This window comes from Phaeobacter sp. CAU 1743, assembly GCF_039839315.1.
Lineage (GTDB): Bacteria > Pseudomonadota > Alphaproteobacteria > Rhodobacterales > Rhodobacteraceae > Phycobacter > Phycobacter gallaeciensis_A.
Window position 1 is genome coordinate 1 of record NZ_JBDOQR010000080.1, and the last position, 16,954, is coordinate 16,954.

General features: G+C 60.7%; 16 protein-coding genes and 1 pseudogene. 11 read left to right on the forward strand and 6 right to left on the reverse strand.

Translation table 11 applies throughout. From position 1 onward, the window contains the following. Positions 1–355 precede the first annotated feature (355 nt). The 3 genes from AAFO90_RS21365 to AAFO90_RS21375 are packed head-to-tail and all read left to right on the forward strand — an operon-like array spanning position 356 to position 2,226. Positions 356–1,117 carry a carboxymuconolactone decarboxylase family protein gene (locus tag AAFO90_RS21365; RefSeq protein ID WP_347510688.1) on the forward strand — a complete coding sequence of 254 codons (762 nt, stop codon included), beginning with the start codon at positions 356–358 and terminating at the stop codon, positions 1,115–1,117. Continuing rightward, positions 1,114–1,806: an NAD(P)-binding domain-containing protein gene (locus AAFO90_RS21370; protein WP_347510702.1), complete on the forward strand. Its 693-nt coding sequence runs from the start codon at positions 1,114–1,116 to the stop codon at positions 1,804–1,806. Before AAFO90_RS21365 ends, AAFO90_RS21370 begins: the two co-directional genes overlap by 4 nt. A gap of 24 nt (positions 1,807–1,830) precedes the next feature. Next, on the forward strand, positions 1,831–2,226 hold the full coding sequence (locus AAFO90_RS21375) for a cupin domain-containing protein (RefSeq protein WP_347510689.1): 396 nt from the start codon (positions 1,831–1,833) through the stop codon (positions 2,224–2,226). Between the two features lie 209 nt (positions 2,227–2,435). Here the strand turns inward: AAFO90_RS21375 and AAFO90_RS21380 are convergent. The 3 genes and pseudogenes from AAFO90_RS21380 to AAFO90_RS21390 form a co-directional block, all read right to left on the reverse strand. Beyond that, positions 2,436–3,345: pseudogene (locus AAFO90_RS21380) on the reverse strand (IS5 family transposase). 315 nt (positions 3,346–3,660) lie between these two features. Continuing rightward, on the reverse strand, positions 3,661–4,512 hold the full coding sequence (locus AAFO90_RS21385; protein ID WP_347510690.1) for a polysaccharide deacetylase: 852 nt from the start codon (positions 4,510–4,512) through the stop codon (positions 3,661–3,663). Positions 4,513–4,556: 44 nt separating this feature from the next. Then, positions 4,557–5,174, reverse strand: coding sequence for a TetR/AcrR family transcriptional regulator (locus AAFO90_RS21390; protein WP_274837834.1), 618 nt, complete (start codon positions 5,172–5,174; stop codon positions 4,557–4,559). 148 nt (positions 5,175–5,322) lie between these two features. Here AAFO90_RS21390 and AAFO90_RS21395 point away from each other — a divergent pair, with 148 nt between their 5' ends. From AAFO90_RS21395 to AAFO90_RS21425, 7 genes are all read left to right on the forward strand, one after another. After that, entirely contained in the window at positions 5,323–6,381 is a 1,059-nt protein-coding gene (locus AAFO90_RS21395) for an ABC transporter substrate-binding protein (RefSeq protein ID WP_347510691.1), read from the forward strand. 59 nt (positions 6,382–6,440) lie between these two features. Continuing rightward, positions 6,441–7,250, forward strand: coding sequence for an ABC transporter permease (locus AAFO90_RS21400; RefSeq protein WP_347510692.1), 810 nt, complete (start codon positions 6,441–6,443; stop codon positions 7,248–7,250). Continuing rightward, positions 7,250–8,041, forward strand: a complete 792-nt coding sequence (locus AAFO90_RS21405; protein WP_347510693.1) for an ABC transporter ATP-binding protein — start codon at positions 7,250–7,252, stop codon at positions 8,039–8,041. The genes AAFO90_RS21400 and AAFO90_RS21405 overlap by 1 nt, the downstream gene beginning before the upstream one ends. A 24-nt stretch (positions 8,042–8,065) precedes the next feature. Then, the gene (locus tag AAFO90_RS21410; protein WP_347510694.1) at positions 8,066–8,833 is read left to right on the forward strand and encodes an SDR family oxidoreductase; all 768 of its coding nucleotides are present in this window, start codon (positions 8,066–8,068) and stop codon (positions 8,831–8,833) included. Beyond that, on the forward strand, positions 8,830–9,561 hold the full coding sequence (locus AAFO90_RS21415) for a 3-oxoacyl-ACP reductase family protein (RefSeq protein WP_347510695.1): 732 nt from the start codon (positions 8,830–8,832) through the stop codon (positions 9,559–9,561). Before AAFO90_RS21410 ends, AAFO90_RS21415 begins: the two co-directional genes overlap by 4 nt. 16 nt (positions 9,562–9,577) lie before the next feature. Then, positions 9,578–10,540 (forward strand): agmatinase, encoded by a 963-nt coding sequence (gene speB, locus AAFO90_RS21420; RefSeq protein WP_347510696.1) that lies wholly within the window; start codon positions 9,578–9,580, stop codon positions 10,538–10,540. Positions 10,541–10,821: 281 nt separating this feature from the next. Further along, the gene (locus tag AAFO90_RS21425) at positions 10,822–12,504 is read left to right on the forward strand and encodes a hypothetical protein (RefSeq protein ID WP_347510697.1); all 1,683 of its coding nucleotides are present in this window, start codon (positions 10,822–10,824) and stop codon (positions 12,502–12,504) included. Positions 12,505–12,761: 257 nt separating this feature from the next. Here the strand turns inward: AAFO90_RS21425 and AAFO90_RS21430 are convergent, their stop codons facing one another. The 3 genes from AAFO90_RS21430 to AAFO90_RS21440 all read right to left on the reverse strand — a co-directional run bounded on the left by AAFO90_RS21430 (position 12,762) and on the right by AAFO90_RS21440 (position 15,763). Beyond that, on the reverse strand, positions 12,762–14,255 hold the full coding sequence (locus AAFO90_RS21430; RefSeq protein ID WP_347510698.1) for a 3-hydroxyacyl-CoA dehydrogenase: 1,494 nt from the start codon (positions 14,253–14,255) through the stop codon (positions 12,762–12,764). Positions 14,256–14,258: 3 nt separating this feature from the next. Next, complete coding sequence (locus AAFO90_RS21435; protein WP_347510699.1) at positions 14,259–15,029, reverse strand: enoyl-CoA hydratase-related protein; 771 nt, start codon at positions 15,027–15,029, stop codon at positions 14,259–14,261. A gap of 269 nt (positions 15,030–15,298) precedes the next feature. Beyond that, positions 15,299–15,763, reverse strand: a complete 465-nt coding sequence (locus tag AAFO90_RS21440; protein WP_347510700.1) for a MarR family transcriptional regulator — start codon at positions 15,761–15,763, stop codon at positions 15,299–15,301. A gap of 240 nt (positions 15,764–16,003) precedes the next feature. Here AAFO90_RS21440 and AAFO90_RS21445 point away from each other — a divergent pair, with 240 nt between their 5' ends. Continuing rightward, a complete protein-coding gene (locus AAFO90_RS21445; protein ID WP_347510701.1) occupies positions 16,004–16,858 on the forward strand; it encodes a hypothetical protein in 855 nt (284 codons plus the stop codon). Positions 16,859–16,954: the final 96 nt, after the last annotated feature.

Here is a 16,954-nt window from a genome sequence, read left to right on the forward strand (position 1 = left end):
GCCGCATTGGAAAAACACCGCGACCCACAAAATGATGCGCTGGTTGACCCGTTGGATCAAGCCGCATAACCATGAAATCCGCAGCGTCGCCCGAAACGCTTTTCAACATCGTTCGGGACATTCCCCAGGACCTGCCTTGAGGACTATTGCCCCTCGTTTCCGGGATTTCATCTCTACTACCCAAGCCGTCAAAGGCCGTCCGCTGCCTTTGACATTGTGCTTGACGCCCTGCGGATGCGTGGCTGACATTCATGAATCGCTCTCATGAGTGACGTGATCTCCCGGGCCATTATTTCAAGCCGCATGGACCCCACCTAATCCCTGTTGCCACAATCAGACAACAGGATGCTATCGTATGAAAAAACTTCTTTCCGCTTCTGCCTTTGCCGTGATCAGCACGGGAGCCCTTGCCCAGGAGGTTGCGCGCACACTGCCCGAGTCTGTCGGACGTGTCGCACCGGCGCTTGAAGCCTTCTCCAACGATGCGCTTTTCGAAGGCGTCTGGGCAAGTGAGTCACTATCCATGAGGGACCGCGCGCTTGTGACATTCGCTGCCTTGATGACCCGTCATGAGGTCGAGAGCCTCGCTACTTACGTTGAGCTGGCCCTCGATTCAGGCGTCACCGCAGCCGAACTGTCGGAAACCGTCACCCATCTGGCCTTTTACACCGGCTGGGGCAATGCAACCGCCGCAGCAGAGGCGATGGCTCCCGTCTATACCAAACGCGGCATTGCCGTTGGCTCATTGCCCGCGGCGAAGACCGATCTTTTGCCATTGGATGAAGAGGCCGAGGCCGCACGCGAGGAGCTTGTCAGCCGCCTATACGGGAATGTGAGTATGGGCGTGGTGGATACCACGCGCGAGCTTTTGTTCTTGGACCTGTGGCGCCGCCCCGATCTCATGCCGCGTGACCGGAGCCTTGTGACGGTCGCGGCCTTGATCGCCAGCGGGCAGCCCGAGCAGATGACATTTCACTTGAACCGCGCAATGGACAACGGGCTGACACAGGAAGAAGCTGGCGCTGCCCTGTCTCATCTGGCGTTTTATGCGGGTTGGCCCAAAGTCTTTTCCGCGTTGCCGGTGGCCAAACAGGTCTTTGAGAACCGCGACCAATAGAACATCCTCCCCAGCAGGATCGAAGCCGCGAGCATCAGAAGGAGTGGAACATGAAGATCGGCATCCTTGGATCTGGACTGATGGGGGGAACCCTTGGCCGCATTTGGGCTGAATGCGGCCATGAGGTTACCTTCTCCTACGCCCGGAGCGCGGCAAAGCTCGCGCGCCTTGCCGGCGAATGCGGGGGCGCAGCCGGGAGTGTCGCCGAGGCTGTAGCGGGAGCGGACGTGCTGCTGCTTGCCGTGCACTGGTCGCGGACGTCCGATGTGCTGGAACAGGCAGGCGATCTGGCTGGAAAGGTGGTGCTAAATTGCTGCGTTCCATTGAACGATGCCAACACGGATCTGGTGGTCGGCATGACAATTTCCGGCGCGGAGGTGCTAGCCAAGGCGCGGCCAAAAGCCCGCTGGGTGTCCTGCCTCAACACCATTCCGTCGGAAAGTTTCCCTCTGGTTTTCGCCCGCAAGGGGACGGCGCCCGTTCCGCAGGTCTTAACTTATGGCGACGATGCACAGGCGAAGAAGATTGCAGGTGAGTTGGTCCAAGACATCGGATTTGAGCCACTGGACACCGGAAGGTTGCGCAATGCACGCTACGTCGAGCCGTTCGCTATGGCCACTGTAGAACTCGCCTATGTTCAACCCGGCAGTCCGGCCCTGACCTACCGTTTTGACAAACTGCGCGACTGACCGCGCAAGAATGGAGATTTAGAAATGAAAATCACGCGTTCCGGTACTGCCCCGTCAAAAGTCGGCCCCGAGGACTGGTTCACCGGCACCGTCCGCATTGATCCGTTGTTTCAGGCCGAGGATCCCGGTCGCGCGGGTGGTGCTCATGTCACCTTTGAACCCGGCGCCCGCACGGCTTGGCATACGCATCCGGCTGGACAGACTTTAATCATCACTTTTGGCCGCGGACGGGTCCAGCGCGAGGGCGGCGCTGTCGAAGAGGTGAGCCAAGGGGATGTGGTTTGGTTCCCTGCGGGTGAAAAACACTGGCATGGTGCAGCCCCTGATACAGCTATGAGCCATATCGCCATTCAGGAAGCGATCAATGGCGAGGCCGTCACATGGTTAGAGAAAGTCGAAGACAAAGATTACAGACATTAACTGATCCAAAAGTTTCGAAGCCACTAGTGGGATTGCAACTTCCTAGCTACGTGCCAAAGGTACTGATTTTCCAATTATACTTAGCTGACACCCCGTCTGGTGGTGTGGGTGTCAGCGGCCTTCGGATTTTGCGGTAGGGTCGGTTTGCTACACCCGATATGAACCGGGTGATAGTCCTGATGGGCGAAGTTGCCCTTCCCCGGGCAGACTTATCCCACAGCCTCTGTGACCGGGATGCCGAGCGCGGTGTAGCCGTTCAGGACGGCGATGCGGACCTGGATCTCTGCGACCTGGCGGTCGAAGTCCCTTGCCACGAGCCGCTGGTCCAACAGTTTGATACAATGCATTTTCGTCTCGGTGCGACTTCGGCGGTGGTATCCGCTCCATCGTCTCCAAAGGGCGCGGCCGAGATCCCTGGACGCCCGCAGGGCTTCATTGCGCGCCACGGCTCCGGCAGTGACGGTCTTCCAGGGCTTCGCGTTCTTGCCGGGCGGGATGACAGCTTGGGCACCACGGTCAGCGATCGCATCGTAGCATTTGCGGGTATCGTAAGCGCCGTCGGCGGTCACCGAACCGATCTCTTCATCCAGTACGATCTGACCAAGCAGGTCGGGTAGCACCGGAGCATCACCGATGTGGCTTCCGGTGACCTCGACAGCGCGGACCTCCAGCGTTTCCTCATCGATCCCGAGATGGATCTTGCGCCAGAGCCGCCGCTTCGGGCCGCCATGCTTGCGGGCGTGCCATTCGCCTTCGCCCTCGACCTTGAGGCCGGTACTATCGACCAGCAGGTGCAATGGCGCCTTACAGCCGCGGTAGGGGGTGTTCACGGCCAAGGTCTTCTGGCGGCGAGACAGTGTGCTGAAGTCCAGCACCGTCCAGTTCAGGCCGACAAGGCACAGGAGGCTCTCGACGAATCCGGTTGTCTGCCGGAGCGCCATGCCGAACAGCACCTTCATCGAAAGGCACATCTGGATGGCGACCACGCCTGCCTGTCGGCGCGGCATCCCAGTTCATCTCGGGGTTGAACCAGATCGTAAGCGAGCCACGGCGCTTGAGCGCTTCCTTGTAGTCTGGCCAGTTCTTGGTCCTCCAGGTCGGAGGTGTGGGCCTGCTCATGCATCCCAGCTACCACGCTGGAAGCGCGAGATGAATCCCTCAGAGGATTTGTGCAACAGAACCGTCTTCGGCGCTCCAAAACGCGAGGGCCGACTGTCTGCAACTAAAATGGGTAAGCCGGATCGTGTGTCATTTCGCCACCGCTTGCAATGGCACCATGCGGACCAGGGTGCAGTAACCTGATGCGCGCAGGCACGGGCTGCGACTACGTGACACCACGGCCCGTGCCGACACATACGGTCAACATCCCGGAGCCCGTGCCTTCGGGGTCAAAGGTATGGCGTTTCGGGACAGGCGGCTTGCACAGCCTTGCCTTTATCCAATCACTTCTCTGCGCAACGTCTCGCGGCTCTCCTGTGCATGTTTGGCAATCTGTTCCAGCGGTGCGAACCATACATCGCCCCGTTCCAGAACAGCCTCCAACTGACGCTCCATCTCGCGCCAGCGCGCCAGGCGACCGGTCAGGAAGGGGTGCAGGACCGGCATCCAGAACCCTCCCGCATCGTACATCGCCTCGAATTCTTCAAAGAACGGCGCGATCCCCTCGCGCGGGCCGCGCACCGGCATCAGGTAGTCGATCTCGGCAAAATGTGCGAAGGGCGGCCAGTCGTCGGTCCCCCAATGCGGCGGCATCTCGATGATGCTGCCTGTGCCTGTTTTGACAAGGTAGGGCAGTTCATCCGCCATCATCGAGCTGTCGTATAGGAATTCATGCGCGATCAGCCGGTCCACCATCGCAGGCGTGATGCTATAGACCGGCGCGCGATAGCCGCGCGGTTTGCGGCCCGTCAGTTTGACATGCACCTCTAGGGCGCGTTCGAACAGTTCCGCTTCTTCGGCATCGGAATGCCCCATCGGATCCTCATGGCGCCAGGAGTGATGGCCGATCTCATGCCCGCCTTCGAGAATTGCCTCGACCGTCTTTGGGTAATTTTCCATCACCCAGCCCGGCATAAAGAAAGTCTGGGTCAGGCCAAGTCGGCGATAGGTCTCCAGAATACGGGGAACCGCCACCGTCGGCCCGTAGCGCCCCATGGAAATCGGCTGGAGCCGCAACTCTGCATCATCGCGGCAGGCATCCCGGATCAGGGAATCGGCGTCGATATCAAAGGTGATTGCGGCCGCACATGTCTTGCCATGGGGCCATTTGATGGGATGTAGAAACATGTGAATCCTTGTTTGGTCTTGCCGTGCGCCGGACTATCCGCCGGTCAGGACGTTGCGATGTGGAGCGAGAACAGCGCCTCAAGATCGCGGCGGAACCGACGCGCGATCTCATCACTGTTGATGTCGTCCGAACTGATAAACTGGATGAAGCGAGCGTTCTGAAGGTGGAACAGCGCCTTGCCCAAGCCTTCTGCATCGACCGAGGGCGGCAGGTCCCCCGCCTCTTGCAGGGCCTTGATCCTGCGCACCAGCACCTGCGCCAGTTCCTGATCCAGTTCGAAATAGGTCTGGCTGAGCGGCGATCCCCCGTTGAGAGTCACCGCAGAAATCACCTGACGCCAGATCTCCTTTTCCAGGTTGGACATGGCGTGATCGACGATGGTGGATGCAAACTTCGCCGCGATTTCGATCAGATTGCCCGATTCTTGGGCAAGCTCACGGTCCAACCGGTCGATCAGCTGCGCATCGCTTTGCGTGACCATGGCAAGAAGAATGCCCGCCTTGGTGCCGTAATACTTGTGCACGGTGACGCCGGAAACCCCGGAGGCTTCTGCGATTGCTTCGATCGTCGTCTTTTCAAATCCCTGTTTTAAAAAGAGTTTTCGGGCGGATTCGACGATGCGCCTTTGACGGTCTTCTTTCTGTCGTTCTCTCAAACCCACGGTCGGATACTCCGGTTTTCTGCTGCTACGGGGCCATCTAATCAAACACCATATAGGTTAGTCCACTTAAAAAATTAGTTGCATTAAGTTTTTTACTGGATACGGTTTTTACCAAGTTGCACCCGAAACCGAACAACGAGGAATAGCCATGCGTTCTTTTACTAAACTCGCTTCAGCTGCCGCGGTGGCACTGGGCCTAGGGGCAGGTGCCGCCGCCGCTGATACTGTCAAGGTTGGCGTCTGTGTGTCCTGGCCCGGCTACGCGATGCTGGAGGTTGCCCGCCAGAACAATCTGATCCCCGACCACGACCTGCAGATCACCATCTTCGAAGATCCGCTGGGCGGGCACGCTGCCCTCGCGGCGGGTCAGCTCGACGTTTACGGCTGCACCGCGGATTACACCCCGCTGACTGTCGACCGCGGCACCGATGTGGTGAACGTGGCCTTCCTCAACCCCTCTTACGGTGTCGACCACATCATCCTGGCCCCGGAAATTGAGGCCGCCGATCTGCCCGGCAAGAAGGTCGCGGCGCCGCAAGCCTATATCGGTCACCTGTTGATGGGCATCTGGCTGGACACGCTGGGCGTCACCCCGGATCAGGTCGAATGGGTGAACCTCAACGCAGACGAGGCCGTGGGTCCGATGCTGTCGGGTGATCTGGCGGCTGCCTATATGTACGAGCCGTGGATCTCCAAGGTGCTGGAGGCCAGCCCTGGATCGAAAAGCGCCGTCAACACCGCCGACCCTGAGGTTCTGAAGACCGGGATCTTCATGGACGCGCTCTATATGAACAAGAACTTCATCGCCGAAAAACGCGATGTGGCGCTGGCCGTTCTGAAAGCGCGCTGGGATGGTCTGGGCTACTGGAACCAGAACGTGGCCGAGACAAACAAGGCGATGGCAGAGTTCCTGCAATGGCCGGAAGAGGACATCGGATATGTCATCGGCACCAACGGCAAGAGCTTTGAAGGCGGCATCTACATGCTAGACTTCGATGAAGCCGCGCAGCTCTGCGGTGTTCTGGACGGCGAGCCGCCCTTTGGCATGGCTAATGGTTCCATGGTGGATTCCGTTGCGCTGACCAATGACTGGTGGGTCAAACTGGGCCTGATGGACAAGACCGTCGACGCGGCTGCCGGGATCGACTGTAGCCTGATGGGTGATTTGGCCGCCTCTGGCTATCGTCAGTCGCTGACCGCCAATTAAGCCAAAAAGCAGAAGCGCCATCCGGTGCTTCTGCCCCTTCCGCCAACGGAGGTAATCCGGTGTCCTCGTCTACCCGCTCCAAACGCTTTCTGGAAATCCGCATGCCAGTCACCCGGCGCCAGCGCATGCTGTCTGCCTTTGGCATATGGGCCGTATTCTTTGCCGTCTGGACCATCGCTGCGGCCACCGGTCTGGTGAATGAGCTTCTGGTCCCCTCGCCGCAAAAGGTGTTCAGCGCCACCTATGATCTCTTCGCAGCGCGCGATTTCGCCAGCGATGTGCTCGTCTCTATCACCCGCGTTGTGGTGGCCTTTGCCATGGCCTGCGCCGTTGCAGTGCCGCTGGGGGTGATGATGGGCACCTTTGCCTCGGTCGAGGCAATCTTTGCCCCCTTTGTCTCCGCCTGGCGTTACCTGCCCGCGCCGTCCTTTATCCCGATCCTGCTGATGTGGTTCGGCACCGGTGAGGCGCCCAAGCTGGCGCTTTTGTTCATCGGCGTCATCTTCTTCCTGATCACCCTGATCATGGATCACACCAAGAACGTGCGCAAAGAGCTGATCGAAACCGCTCTGACATTGGGCGCAGACCGCTACGTCGTTGTGTTGAAAGTGGTCTTTCCCGCCGCGCTGCCCGATATCGTGGTGGCGATGCGTCAGATGCTGGCGATGGCCTGGACCTATCTGGTGATCGCCGAGATCGTCGCCTCCACCACCGGCATCGGCGCCATGATGATGCGGGCGCGCCGCTTCCTCAAAACCGATGAGATCCTCGCCGGTATCATCGTCATCGGCGCCCTTGGCCTGCTGTTCGACCTTCTCTTTGCCGCGCTGCACCGTGGCCTGTTCCCCTATCTCAAGGAAAAACGCTGATGACTGCGACGCTGGTTGATATCTCGAACCTGTCCAAGGCGTTCGACATTGGACGCGGGCAGAAACTTCAGGCGGTGCAGGATGTGTCATTCTCCGTCGAGAAGAACTCCATCTGCGTGCTGCTTGGCCCGTCTGGCTGTGGCAAATCCACCATCCTGCGCATGATTGCTGGGCTTGAAACCGCAACCGAGGGCGAGATTGTCGTCGGCGGGCGCAAGGTCGACGGGCCGGGGCGCGACCGGGGCATGGTGTTCCAGGCCTATACGTCGTTTGACTGGCTGACGGTGCGCAAGAATGTCGAATTCGGAATGAAAATCAATGACGTGCCCGCACAGGAGCGCCGCGAACGGGCCGAGCATTTTCTCAATCTGGTTGGCCTGTCCAAATTCGCCGATGCCTATCCGTCGCAACTGTCCGGTGGCATGCGCCAGCGCGTGGCCATTGCCCGCACGCTTGCCAATGATCCCGAAGTGCTGCTGATGGATGAACCCTTTGGCGCGCTCGATGCAGAAACCCGCTGGCTGATGCAGGAGCTGATGATCGACGTGGCGGAAAAGACCAATACCACCATGGTGATTGTCACCCATGATCTGGAAGAGGCGATCTTTCTGGCGGACAAGATCGTCTTTCTTTCAAGCCATCCGGGCCGCCTGAAGGAGGAGATTATCCCGGCCTTCAAGGATGGGACGCGGATCGCTGACAAGGAACGCATCGTACGCCTTGAGGGCTACGGTGCACTGGAAGAAAAACTGATGCGGCTGATGCGCGAAGAGGGGCACCGGGATGAATAAGCCAAGCACAGACGGAGGCGCAGCATGAGCGTGAGTTTCGATTTCTCCGGCACATCCGTTCTGGTCACCGGCGCCAGCAGCGGCATCGGCTACGGCGTGGCGATGGGCTTTGCACGGGCAGGGGCCGACCTCACGATCCTGTCGTCGAGCGATGCGATCTTTGACGCCGCCAAGGAGATGCCTGGCGATGTGCAGGCGATCAAATGCGATATCTCGGATGCCGCAGCGGTGACACAGGCGCTGGCGCATGTCGAGAAACTGGACGTGCTGATCAACAATGCGGGATTGGAACGCCCGACGCCCCTGACCGGCAAGAACCCTGAGGGCAACGCCACCTTTGAACAAATCGTCGGGATCAATATCACCGGCACCCAGAACGTGACCGATACGCTGGTGAACCGGATCAGCGACGGCGGGCGGATTATCATCACCGCGTCCATCTGGGCCAAGACCGCCGTGGGCGGGTTCTCGGCATATGTCGCCTCCAAACACGCCAATGTGGGCCTGATGCGCACCTGGGCGCAGGAGCTGGGACCGCGCGGCATCCGTGTCAACGCCGTCTGTCCGGGTTGGGTCAAGACCGGCCCTGCGATGAACTCCCTGCGGGAACTGGCTGAAACCAGCGGCCAAAGCGAAGAGGAATTGTTGCAGGAAATCGTATCTGCGCAAGCCATCGACGGGCTGATGGAACCGGCGGATATGGCCGCGACCTATATGTTCCTTGCCAGCGATGGCGGCGCGAATATCACCGGGCAAGCGATCAATGTCGACCGGGGCGAGGTGATGGCATGAGCCTGCAAGGCCAGACCGCGCTGGTCACAGGCGGTGCGCGCGGCATTGGGCGGGCGATCTGCCTCGCGCTTGCCGATCTCGGCGCGGATGTCGGGTTCTGTCACTATGACGACCCCGAGGCCGATGCGACTTTGGCCGCCACTAACCAACGCTCGCGCGGTTTTGCCATGAGCGCCGATGTCGCCGATGAACAGGCCGTCGAGGGGTTTTTTAACGCCGCGAGCGAGGCCCTTGGCGCGCCCGATATTCTGGTGAACAACGCCGGGATCCTGCGCGAAAGCCCATTGGCCGAAACCGAGGCCGCGGATTTCGACCGGGTCATTGCGGTGAACCTTAGAGGGAGCTTCCTCGCCTCCCGCGCCTTTGTGCGCCGAACGGACAGCGGGCGGATCATCAATATCGCCAGTGATCTTGGCCTGCTGGGGCGCGAAAACATGCTGGCCTATACCGCATCAAAAGGCGCGATCATCACCATGACCCGGACGCTGGCGCGCGAGTTGGCGCCGGGGATCCTGGTCAATGCCGTGGCACCGGGCTCGATCGAGACCGACATGACCAGCCCCCAGAACATGAGCCCCGAGGCCATTGCCAAGGATCTCGACACACCACTTGCGCGCTTTGGCCAGCCGCGCGAAATCGCCGATATGGTCGTCTTTCTCGCCAGCCCGCAAAGCGGTTTCATCACCGGGCAATGCTTTGGCGTCAACGGCGGCAGCGTCATGTTATAATCAAGGATACCCCCCCATGACTGACTCTTTCTTCCACCCGGTTTCCGGTTTCGATGTGCCGCGCTTTGCCGGTGTTCCGACCTTCATGCGCCTGCCGCACCTGTCGCTTGATGATCCGCGCCTGATGGACGTGCAGGTCGGCCTGATCGGAACCCCCTGGGACAGCGGCACGACCAACCGCCCCGGCCCACGCCACGGACCGCGCCAGCTGCGCGACATGTCGACGATGATCCGGGCTCAGAACGGCGCTACCGGTGTGCGCCCGTTCGAGATGGTGAACTGCGCCGATCTGGGCGATGTCGGGCCGAACCCGGCGGATCTGCATGACAGCATGGACCGGATCACCCAGTTCTATGATCAGGTTGTGGCCGCTGGTGTTGTCCCGCTGACAGGCGGCGGCGATCACCTCTGCTCGCTGCCGATCCTGCGGGCCCTGGGCAAGAGCGCACCGCTGGGCATGATCCACTTCGACAGCCACACTGACCTCTTCAAGGATTACTTCGGCGGCACCCAGTACACCCACGGTACGCCTTTCCGCCGCGCCATCGAAGAGGGCCTGTTGGATCCCAAGCGCGTGGTGCAGATCGGCATTCGCGGCACCACCTACGACAGCGAGGACCGTGACTTTGCCGATGCGGTCGGCGTCCGGGTCATTGCGATAGAGGAGTTCCATGCCCGTGGCCCGGAGGATGTGATGGCCGAAGCCCGCGGGATTGCGGGCACGCAGCCGACCTATGTGTCCTATGACATCGATTTCGTCGACCCGGCTTTTGCCCCGGGCACTGGCACGCCGGAGGTCGGTGGGCCGAACTCGTTTCAGGCGCTGCAGGTTGCACGGTTGCTGAAAGGGGTGAACATCGTCGGCGCCGATCTCGTCGAGGTCTCCCCGCCCTTCGATCAAACCGGCGGCACCGCCTTCCTTGGCGTATCCATCATGTTCGAGATCCTTTGCAGCTTGGCAGTCAGCTTGTCAAAATAGGTCTAAGGTCTGGGCGAGAGCAAAAAACGTCCCGCCCAACCCTTGCAAAGCGAGCAGCACCAACGGCGCAAGGAAAAGGCGGTCCGCCAGATGGGCCGCCTTTTCGCGCGGGGTGCGCAAAGCCTGCCAAGGGCCGGAACCTGTCAAACAGGGCACGGATCCCAGGGCGGAAAATTTTCTACTCAAAGATGATATCGATCAAAGTGTAGCGACTGCGCTTGCATACACTGGCCAACGTTAAATGCGACAGCACCAGGGCGTGCTTAACGATGGAGACGGTTATGGCAGATTCAGTTTCAACCTCCGGCGGCGCCGCTCAAGGCGACCTATATGGTGATCTTTGGGTGCTGACCCGGGATCTTGACCCAAGTGATGGCGGCGGCAACGGTGAACCGGTGCTGGATGAGAACGGCCAGATCGTGCCGATCGGCTATAATCCTGAAACCGGCGAGACCTTTCCGATCCACCTCGTCGAAGGCGGAGAAGGCGAATACGAAGTCCCAGCTGACCAGCTGGATTACATCCAGGAAATCGAGATGGAGCGGGCAAACATTATGCGTTCGCCCGATCAGGTAGTCGAATCCGCTCTGGAAGAGGCGCTTGGCAAGATCAACGCCGGAACCGAGATCACGACTGATGCGTCGGGCCGCATCATGGTGGACGGTGTCCTGATCGATTCCCCACGCGAGAACCTGGCACTTTACAAGCTGATCATGACCGCAGGCGGCGCAACAAGCTGGACCGAGGTTCAGGCGAATGTCGCCGGGAACATTCCGCAATCGCTGATCGACCTGATGAACGCGGGCTGGAACCCCACCGGGCTGCTGGCCGGCGTCTTCTCCAAGTTCCACCCGGTCAGCATGGACGCGACGCTCACCGCGCATACCTTCATGGGGGTGAACGAAGTCACCGGTTCCGGCGACACCCAGACAATCGACTATTTCGGCTTTACCGATGGCAGCGCAGAGACCTTCGACTATGACCGTATCGCCACCTATGGAGATGCCTGGGTCCAGTGGTACCAGGACATGGACGGAGATCCCTCCGACCTTGAGGCAGTGCAGCGTACACTGCTGGACGTGATCTGGGGCAAGGACCGCAACGGCGACGGCGTCAATGACGTTGGCACCGGCAAGGACTGGGTGGACGAGTACATGACACTCTCTGCCGATGGCGAGAGCTATGAAATGGCCGAAGGCTCGGCCGCCGGGATCAACGACTGGGCTCAGTCGGTGGAAGACGCCCGCGAAGCCATCTACGTGCTGCACGAATACGTCGGCACCACGGAAATCGCTGCGCCAGAGGCAACCGACGACGTCATCGAGGGTAGTTCCTACGCCGACTACATCGCCTCCTGGGGCGGTGATGATCTGGTCCTTGGCCACGAAGGCGACGATCTGATTGACGGCGGCGAAGGCAACGACACGCTGAAAGGCAACCTTGGCGATGACAGCCTCGAAGGTGGCGCGGGCAATGACGTTGTGCGGGGTGGGTTTGGCGACGATGTGCTGGTCCGCGGTGGCGGCAACGACAAGCTGTTTGGTGGTCGCGGGTCCGACAAACTGAACGGCGGCGCTGGTGACGATACCATGGACGGTGGCGCGGGCAACGACATCCTGCGCGGAGGTCGTGGCGCCGACCTGTTGACCGGAGGTGAAGGCGCCGACAGCTTCTTTTTCCGGCCGTCAGCTCCCGGCGAAGCGGATACCATTTCCGACTTTTCCAGCGACGAACTCGATATCATAAGACTGGACCGGATCGACGCGGACAGCTCCACCGAAGAAGACGACGCCTTTACCTTTATCGGCAGTGCCCGCTTCAGCGGCACCGCAGGGGAACTTCGCGCCGCGGATCGTGGCGATTTCCAACGCATCGTCGGCGATGTGGACGGTGATGGTAGCGCAGATTTCGTCGTCAAAGTTCTCGGCACCGATGCGGCGGAAGTGGACTGGTTCGCGCTTTAACGCGTGCCCGGCCCCGTCGGTCGCCCCCCCCTGTCAAAGTCAGGTCAGCCGCCCCTTCACAAGATGCGGGCGGTTGACCTTGTGTTGCCTGGAACGTGATTGCCGCGAATGTTTGAAACGCAGCGTTCCCAACACTGCCAGCAACATCGCAACCGGCACCGGTTCAAAGAGTGTCGCCGTGCGGATTTGTTCCGCTGAAAGAGCCAGAACGAGGCCGGGCGCGCCTGATCCAGCGCGCCCGCCTTTCGCAGCGCCTTTCAGTCCGCGGTGCTGAGCGACAGACCCAGAAGCGCGCGGCGTTTCAGCCAGAGGCTGGGGCGGTAGCGTTCCGACCCGGTCGTGGATTGCAGCCCTTCCATGATCGACAGCACCCGGTCTGCGCCGACCTTGTCGCCATACTCCAGCGGGTTGAACGGGTAGTTGAGTCCCATCGTCATAGCCTTGCCCAGATCCTCGGGGCTGCCGACGCCGATCTGCGCCATCTCGCAGCACAGGTTCACGATCATCGAAATGATACGCGGTGCAACAAAGCCGGGGCTGTCCTTGATGACCTCGACATGCAGGCCCGCGCCCGCCAGCCAGGTGGTCACCGCCTTCAGCACATCCGAGCCGCCAGGGGCGGTCATCACGGTAACGATCCCGCGTTCGACCGCGCTCAGGTCCACTGCAACGGTGCGTTTGGGGTCAAGGCCAAGGCGGGCAACGGTGCTGGTGCAATCCTCGCCAAGCGGGCTGACCAGGATCAGCGCCTTGCCGTCATCCTCGGCAGCGCTGAGGCCCTTTTCCACCAGCGGAGCAAAAGCATCCGAGCGTTCCGGCAGAACTGCAGTCAGCGGGGTCTTTGGTCCGGCTTCGGGCGGGGTCGGCAGCTTGGGCAGGTCCTGCGCGTAGTCGTAGAAACCGCGCCCCACCTTGCGCCCCAGCAGCCCCGCCTCAACCATATAACCATGGCGCGGCGTGGTGCGCAGGCGTGCATCGCTGTGGTAGCCGTTGAAGATGAAGGTCGAGACCGGGAAGTTGGTGTCGATGCCGGTGAGATCCATCAACTCGAACGGGCCCATCCGGAATCCGCCCGCCATCTTCATGATACGGTCGATCTGCTCAGGCGGGGCGACGCCTTCGGCCTCGATATGCAGACCTTCGGTGTAATAGGCCCGCCCACCCAGGTTCACGATGAAGCCGGGTCCATCCTTGGCGATCACCGGCACCTTGCCCATCGCCTTGCCCATTTCATAGGTCGCATCGACAACGCCCGCATCGGTGGCCGCGCCGCCGATCACCTCGACCAGCTTCATCAGCGGCACCGGGTTGAAGAAGTGCATGCCCACCACGCGGGCGCGGTTTTCGCAGTTCTTCGCGATTGATGCGATGGAGAGCGAGGAGGTGTTCGACGCAAGAATGCAGTCCTCGCTGACGATGCCCTCAAGTTCGGCAAACAGGCTCTGTTTGATGTCGAGCCGCTCGATGATGGCTTCGATCACCATCTGCGTATCCGCAAGGGAGGTGAGGTCGCCTGATGTGGTCAGCCGCCCCTTGGCCGCAGCGGCGGCGTCCGCCTCCAGCTTGCCCTTTTCGACCATACGGTCGATACGCCCTTCGATATCGGTCTTCGCCTTGGCCAGCGCCTCGGCGTTCATGTCGTTCAGCACCACGTCATAGCCCACAGTCGCCAGCACCTGCGCGATGCCCGCCCCCATGAGCCCGGCGCCGATCACGCCAACCTTTTTGATGTCGTCGAATGCATAAGCCATCACTTATTGTCCTTTGAACTCGGGGGCGCGTTTTTCAAGAAAGGCGCGCATTCCCTCTTTTTGATCGTCAGTGGAAAACAGCATCTGGAACAGGCGGTTCTCCAGCATGAGTGCGGTATCCAGCGGCGTGTTCGCCCCCTCGCGCACCGCGTCACGGATCGCCTGTACCGCCTTGGCAGGCTGGGCGGCGATCCTCTTGGCCATGGCAAGCGACGTGTCCATCACCTCGGCATCCGGTACCACTTCTGAGACGATGCCCAGATCCAACGCCACATCCGCCGGGAACAGATCGCCAGTCAGAAGGTAACGCAGCGCCTTGGCTTTGCCCGCCGTGCGCAGGATCTTCTGGGTGCCACCGGCGCCGGGCATGATGCCCACCTTGATTTCCGGCTGGCCGAATTTGGCGGTGTCGCCTGCAATGATGATGTCGCACATCATCGCCATCTCACAGCCGCCGCCCAGCGCCATGCCACGCACCGCTGCGATGACGGGGGTATTCGACGCTTCGAGCGCGCGTTTGACAGCACCCAGACGGTCGAAGACCTCCTGCATCGGCCGCACCTCGGCCAGCTCGGCCAGATCCGCCCCGGCGGCAAAGGCCTTTTCATCGCCCGTCATCACGATGCACCGGATCCCGGGGTCGGCGTCCAGTTCAGTCACCGCCTTGGCGATTTCCGCCCGAAATTCGGTCGACAGCGCGTTGCGCCGTTCAGGGCGGTTGAGCCGGATCACACCAACCCGGTCACCGGGGCGTTCGATGAGCACCAAAGACATGTTTTCTCCTGTCGCATTGCAAAGGACGCCGGTCCGGTCTGCACCGGACCGGGCGCGTTACCGCCCCTTATAAGATGGATTAGATACTTGGCAAACAATTAGCTTGGTAATTAATTGCCAATTCGTCCCGTCCCAAGAAGGTGCCGAGGCGAAGGCACGCGTCACAGGCGGTCGGGGCAATCGACTTGTACAGTGGAAGGAGCTCCGGCCAGCGGAGCCCGTGCATTGCCCGGGTTGAGCCCAGCCTTAAGACGAGATCCTGACCCGCCTCAATCCCGCGCCATCGACGCCTTGAGGTTCTGCCGCATCTTCGCCAGCACCTTCATGGTGGTGGCCAGCTCTTCCGGTTCGATCCCTGTATTGGCGATGGTATCCACCTGGCGCTGCGTCTCGGTCATGATATCCATCAGCTGGTGCGCCTTGTCTGTTGCAAAGATCCGTTTCGACCGCCGGTCGCCGGGATCGGCGCGCCGTTCAACAAAGCCGCGTGCCTCCAACCGGTCGATCAGTTTGGAAGTGGTCACTGGCCCGATGTCCAGCTTGGCCGCAAGATCCGCCTGCCGCTGACCAGCCTCTCGCATGAGGCTGAGCACCGCCCAACCCTGCGCCATGGTGATGTCGTGCGGCCGCAATAGCCCGTCAAACAGAATGCCGCGAAACCGCGCGATATCCTGAAACACCGGGCCCGAGACCCCTTCATTGCGAGCCGTGGTTGCCTTATCGCTTTTGGTCATACTGCCGCCCCATACTTCGCCAATCTCCCCCCGCCCGCCCGCGCGACCGCTTGGCAAAAAGGGTAATTAGCTTGATTATTATTTGCAAGATAAATACCTTAAGCAAAAGGCTTTGGCTCTGCTTCCGCAACCGGCGGAGGCAGCTCTCGCACGGAGCTGCACCACTCTAACCCGCACAACTCTGAGGAGTTCTGACAAGATGGCCAAGCAACCCTCGCCGTCACGATACAGCGCCCAATAATGCTGTCATCCGCTTTTCTTCTTCTTGTCAGCATCGGGGCCATCGGTGAAATCTTTACCGATGGCCCCGCTCTGCGGCTGATGGAGCTCGTGGGGATCCTGGGCTTTCTGGCGCTGGAACTGCGCGGCCTGTCCAAAGTCGCTTTAATCCTCCTGTCACTGTGCATCGCGCTGCCGCTTTATGAGGTCAGCCAAGGCACCTTTGATCTTGCCCGCGCCTCCACTGCCATCGACAGGGCGGCGTTCTTCGCCTTCTTCCTCACCTCGCTCAGCTTCCTTCAGTTCGCCGCGACCAGCTCGCCGCTGATCCTGCGCTCGGGCGAGATTCTGGTGAACCAGCGCCCGGGCCGCCGCTATCTGGTGCTGACCTTTGGCGCGGCGGTATTTGGCATCCTCTTGAATTTCTCGACCATCGGCCTCTTGGGGACAATGATCGCCAAGGGTGTATCTCCCGGCGAGACCGACGAGGAAAAGCGCATCGCGGGCATCCGCCGCCGCCGCATGACGCTGGCCATGATGCGCGGGTTTTCCTCGCTTCCGATGTGGTCGCCGATGACCGTCACCATGGCACTGATCACTGCGGCCATTCCCAGCGTCGCCTATGGGCAGATCGTCATCTATTCACTGCCGCTGGCGGTGGTGATGCTGCTTTTGGGCTGGGGGATCGACCGGATGAGCTATCCGCGCCGGGTGCTTCCGGGCCTGCCCGAGGCGCCCTCCCTTGCCGGATTGCTGCCGCTGATGGGGATGGTAATCTTCGTGCCGTCATTTTCCTGGGGCGTCTCCGTAATACTCGGCGTTACACTCATTCAGGCGCTGCTTCTGGGTCGTGTCTCGGAGTTGGTGGAAATTTGAAGGCGGCGTAATCTCCGGGTGAACATCCACCCACCCAACCGGCGGCGGCAACCGCCAGGGAGATCACGCCATGACCAAGAATACCTATACTTCCAG

Excerpts from the sequence above, each read along its gene's own strand:
- AAFO90_RS21365 (WP_347510688.1), top strand. The coding sequence starts at position 356 with ATGAAAAAACTTCTTTCCGCTTCTGCCTTTGCCGTGATCAGCACGGGA.
- AAFO90_RS21375 (WP_347510689.1), top strand. The coding sequence starts at position 1,831 with ATGAAAATCACGCGTTCCGGTACTGCCCCGTCAAAAGTCGGCCCCGAG.
- AAFO90_RS21385 (WP_347510690.1), bottom strand. The coding sequence starts at position 4,512 with ATGTTTCTACATCCCATCAAATGGCCCCATGGCAAGACATGTGCGGCC.
- AAFO90_RS21395 (WP_347510691.1), top strand. The coding sequence starts at position 5,323 with ATGCGTTCTTTTACTAAACTCGCTTCAGCTGCCGCGGTGGCACTGGGC.
- AAFO90_RS21405 (WP_347510693.1), top strand. The coding sequence starts at position 7,250 with ATGACTGCGACGCTGGTTGATATCTCGAACCTGTCCAAGGCGTTCGAC.
- AAFO90_RS21410 (WP_347510694.1), top strand. The coding sequence starts at position 8,066 with ATGAGCGTGAGTTTCGATTTCTCCGGCACATCCGTTCTGGTCACCGGC.
- AAFO90_RS21415 (WP_347510695.1), top strand. The coding sequence starts at position 8,830 with ATGAGCCTGCAAGGCCAGACCGCGCTGGTCACAGGCGGTGCGCGCGGC.
- speB (WP_347510696.1), top strand. The coding sequence starts at position 9,578 with ATGACTGACTCTTTCTTCCACCCGGTTTCCGGTTTCGATGTGCCGCGC.
- AAFO90_RS21425 (WP_347510697.1), top strand. The coding sequence starts at position 10,822 with ATGGCAGATTCAGTTTCAACCTCCGGCGGCGCCGCTCAAGGCGACCTA.
- AAFO90_RS21430 (WP_347510698.1), bottom strand. The coding sequence starts at position 14,255 with ATGGCTTATGCATTCGACGACATCAAAAAGGTTGGCGTGATCGGCGCC.
- AAFO90_RS21435 (WP_347510699.1), bottom strand. The coding sequence starts at position 15,029 with ATGTCTTTGGTGCTCATCGAACGCCCCGGTGACCGGGTTGGTGTGATC.
- AAFO90_RS21440 (WP_347510700.1), bottom strand. The coding sequence starts at position 15,763 with ATGACCAAAAGCGATAAGGCAACCACGGCTCGCAATGAAGGGGTCTCG.
- AAFO90_RS21445 (WP_347510701.1), top strand. The coding sequence starts at position 16,004 with ATGCTGTCATCCGCTTTTCTTCTTCTTGTCAGCATCGGGGCCATCGGT.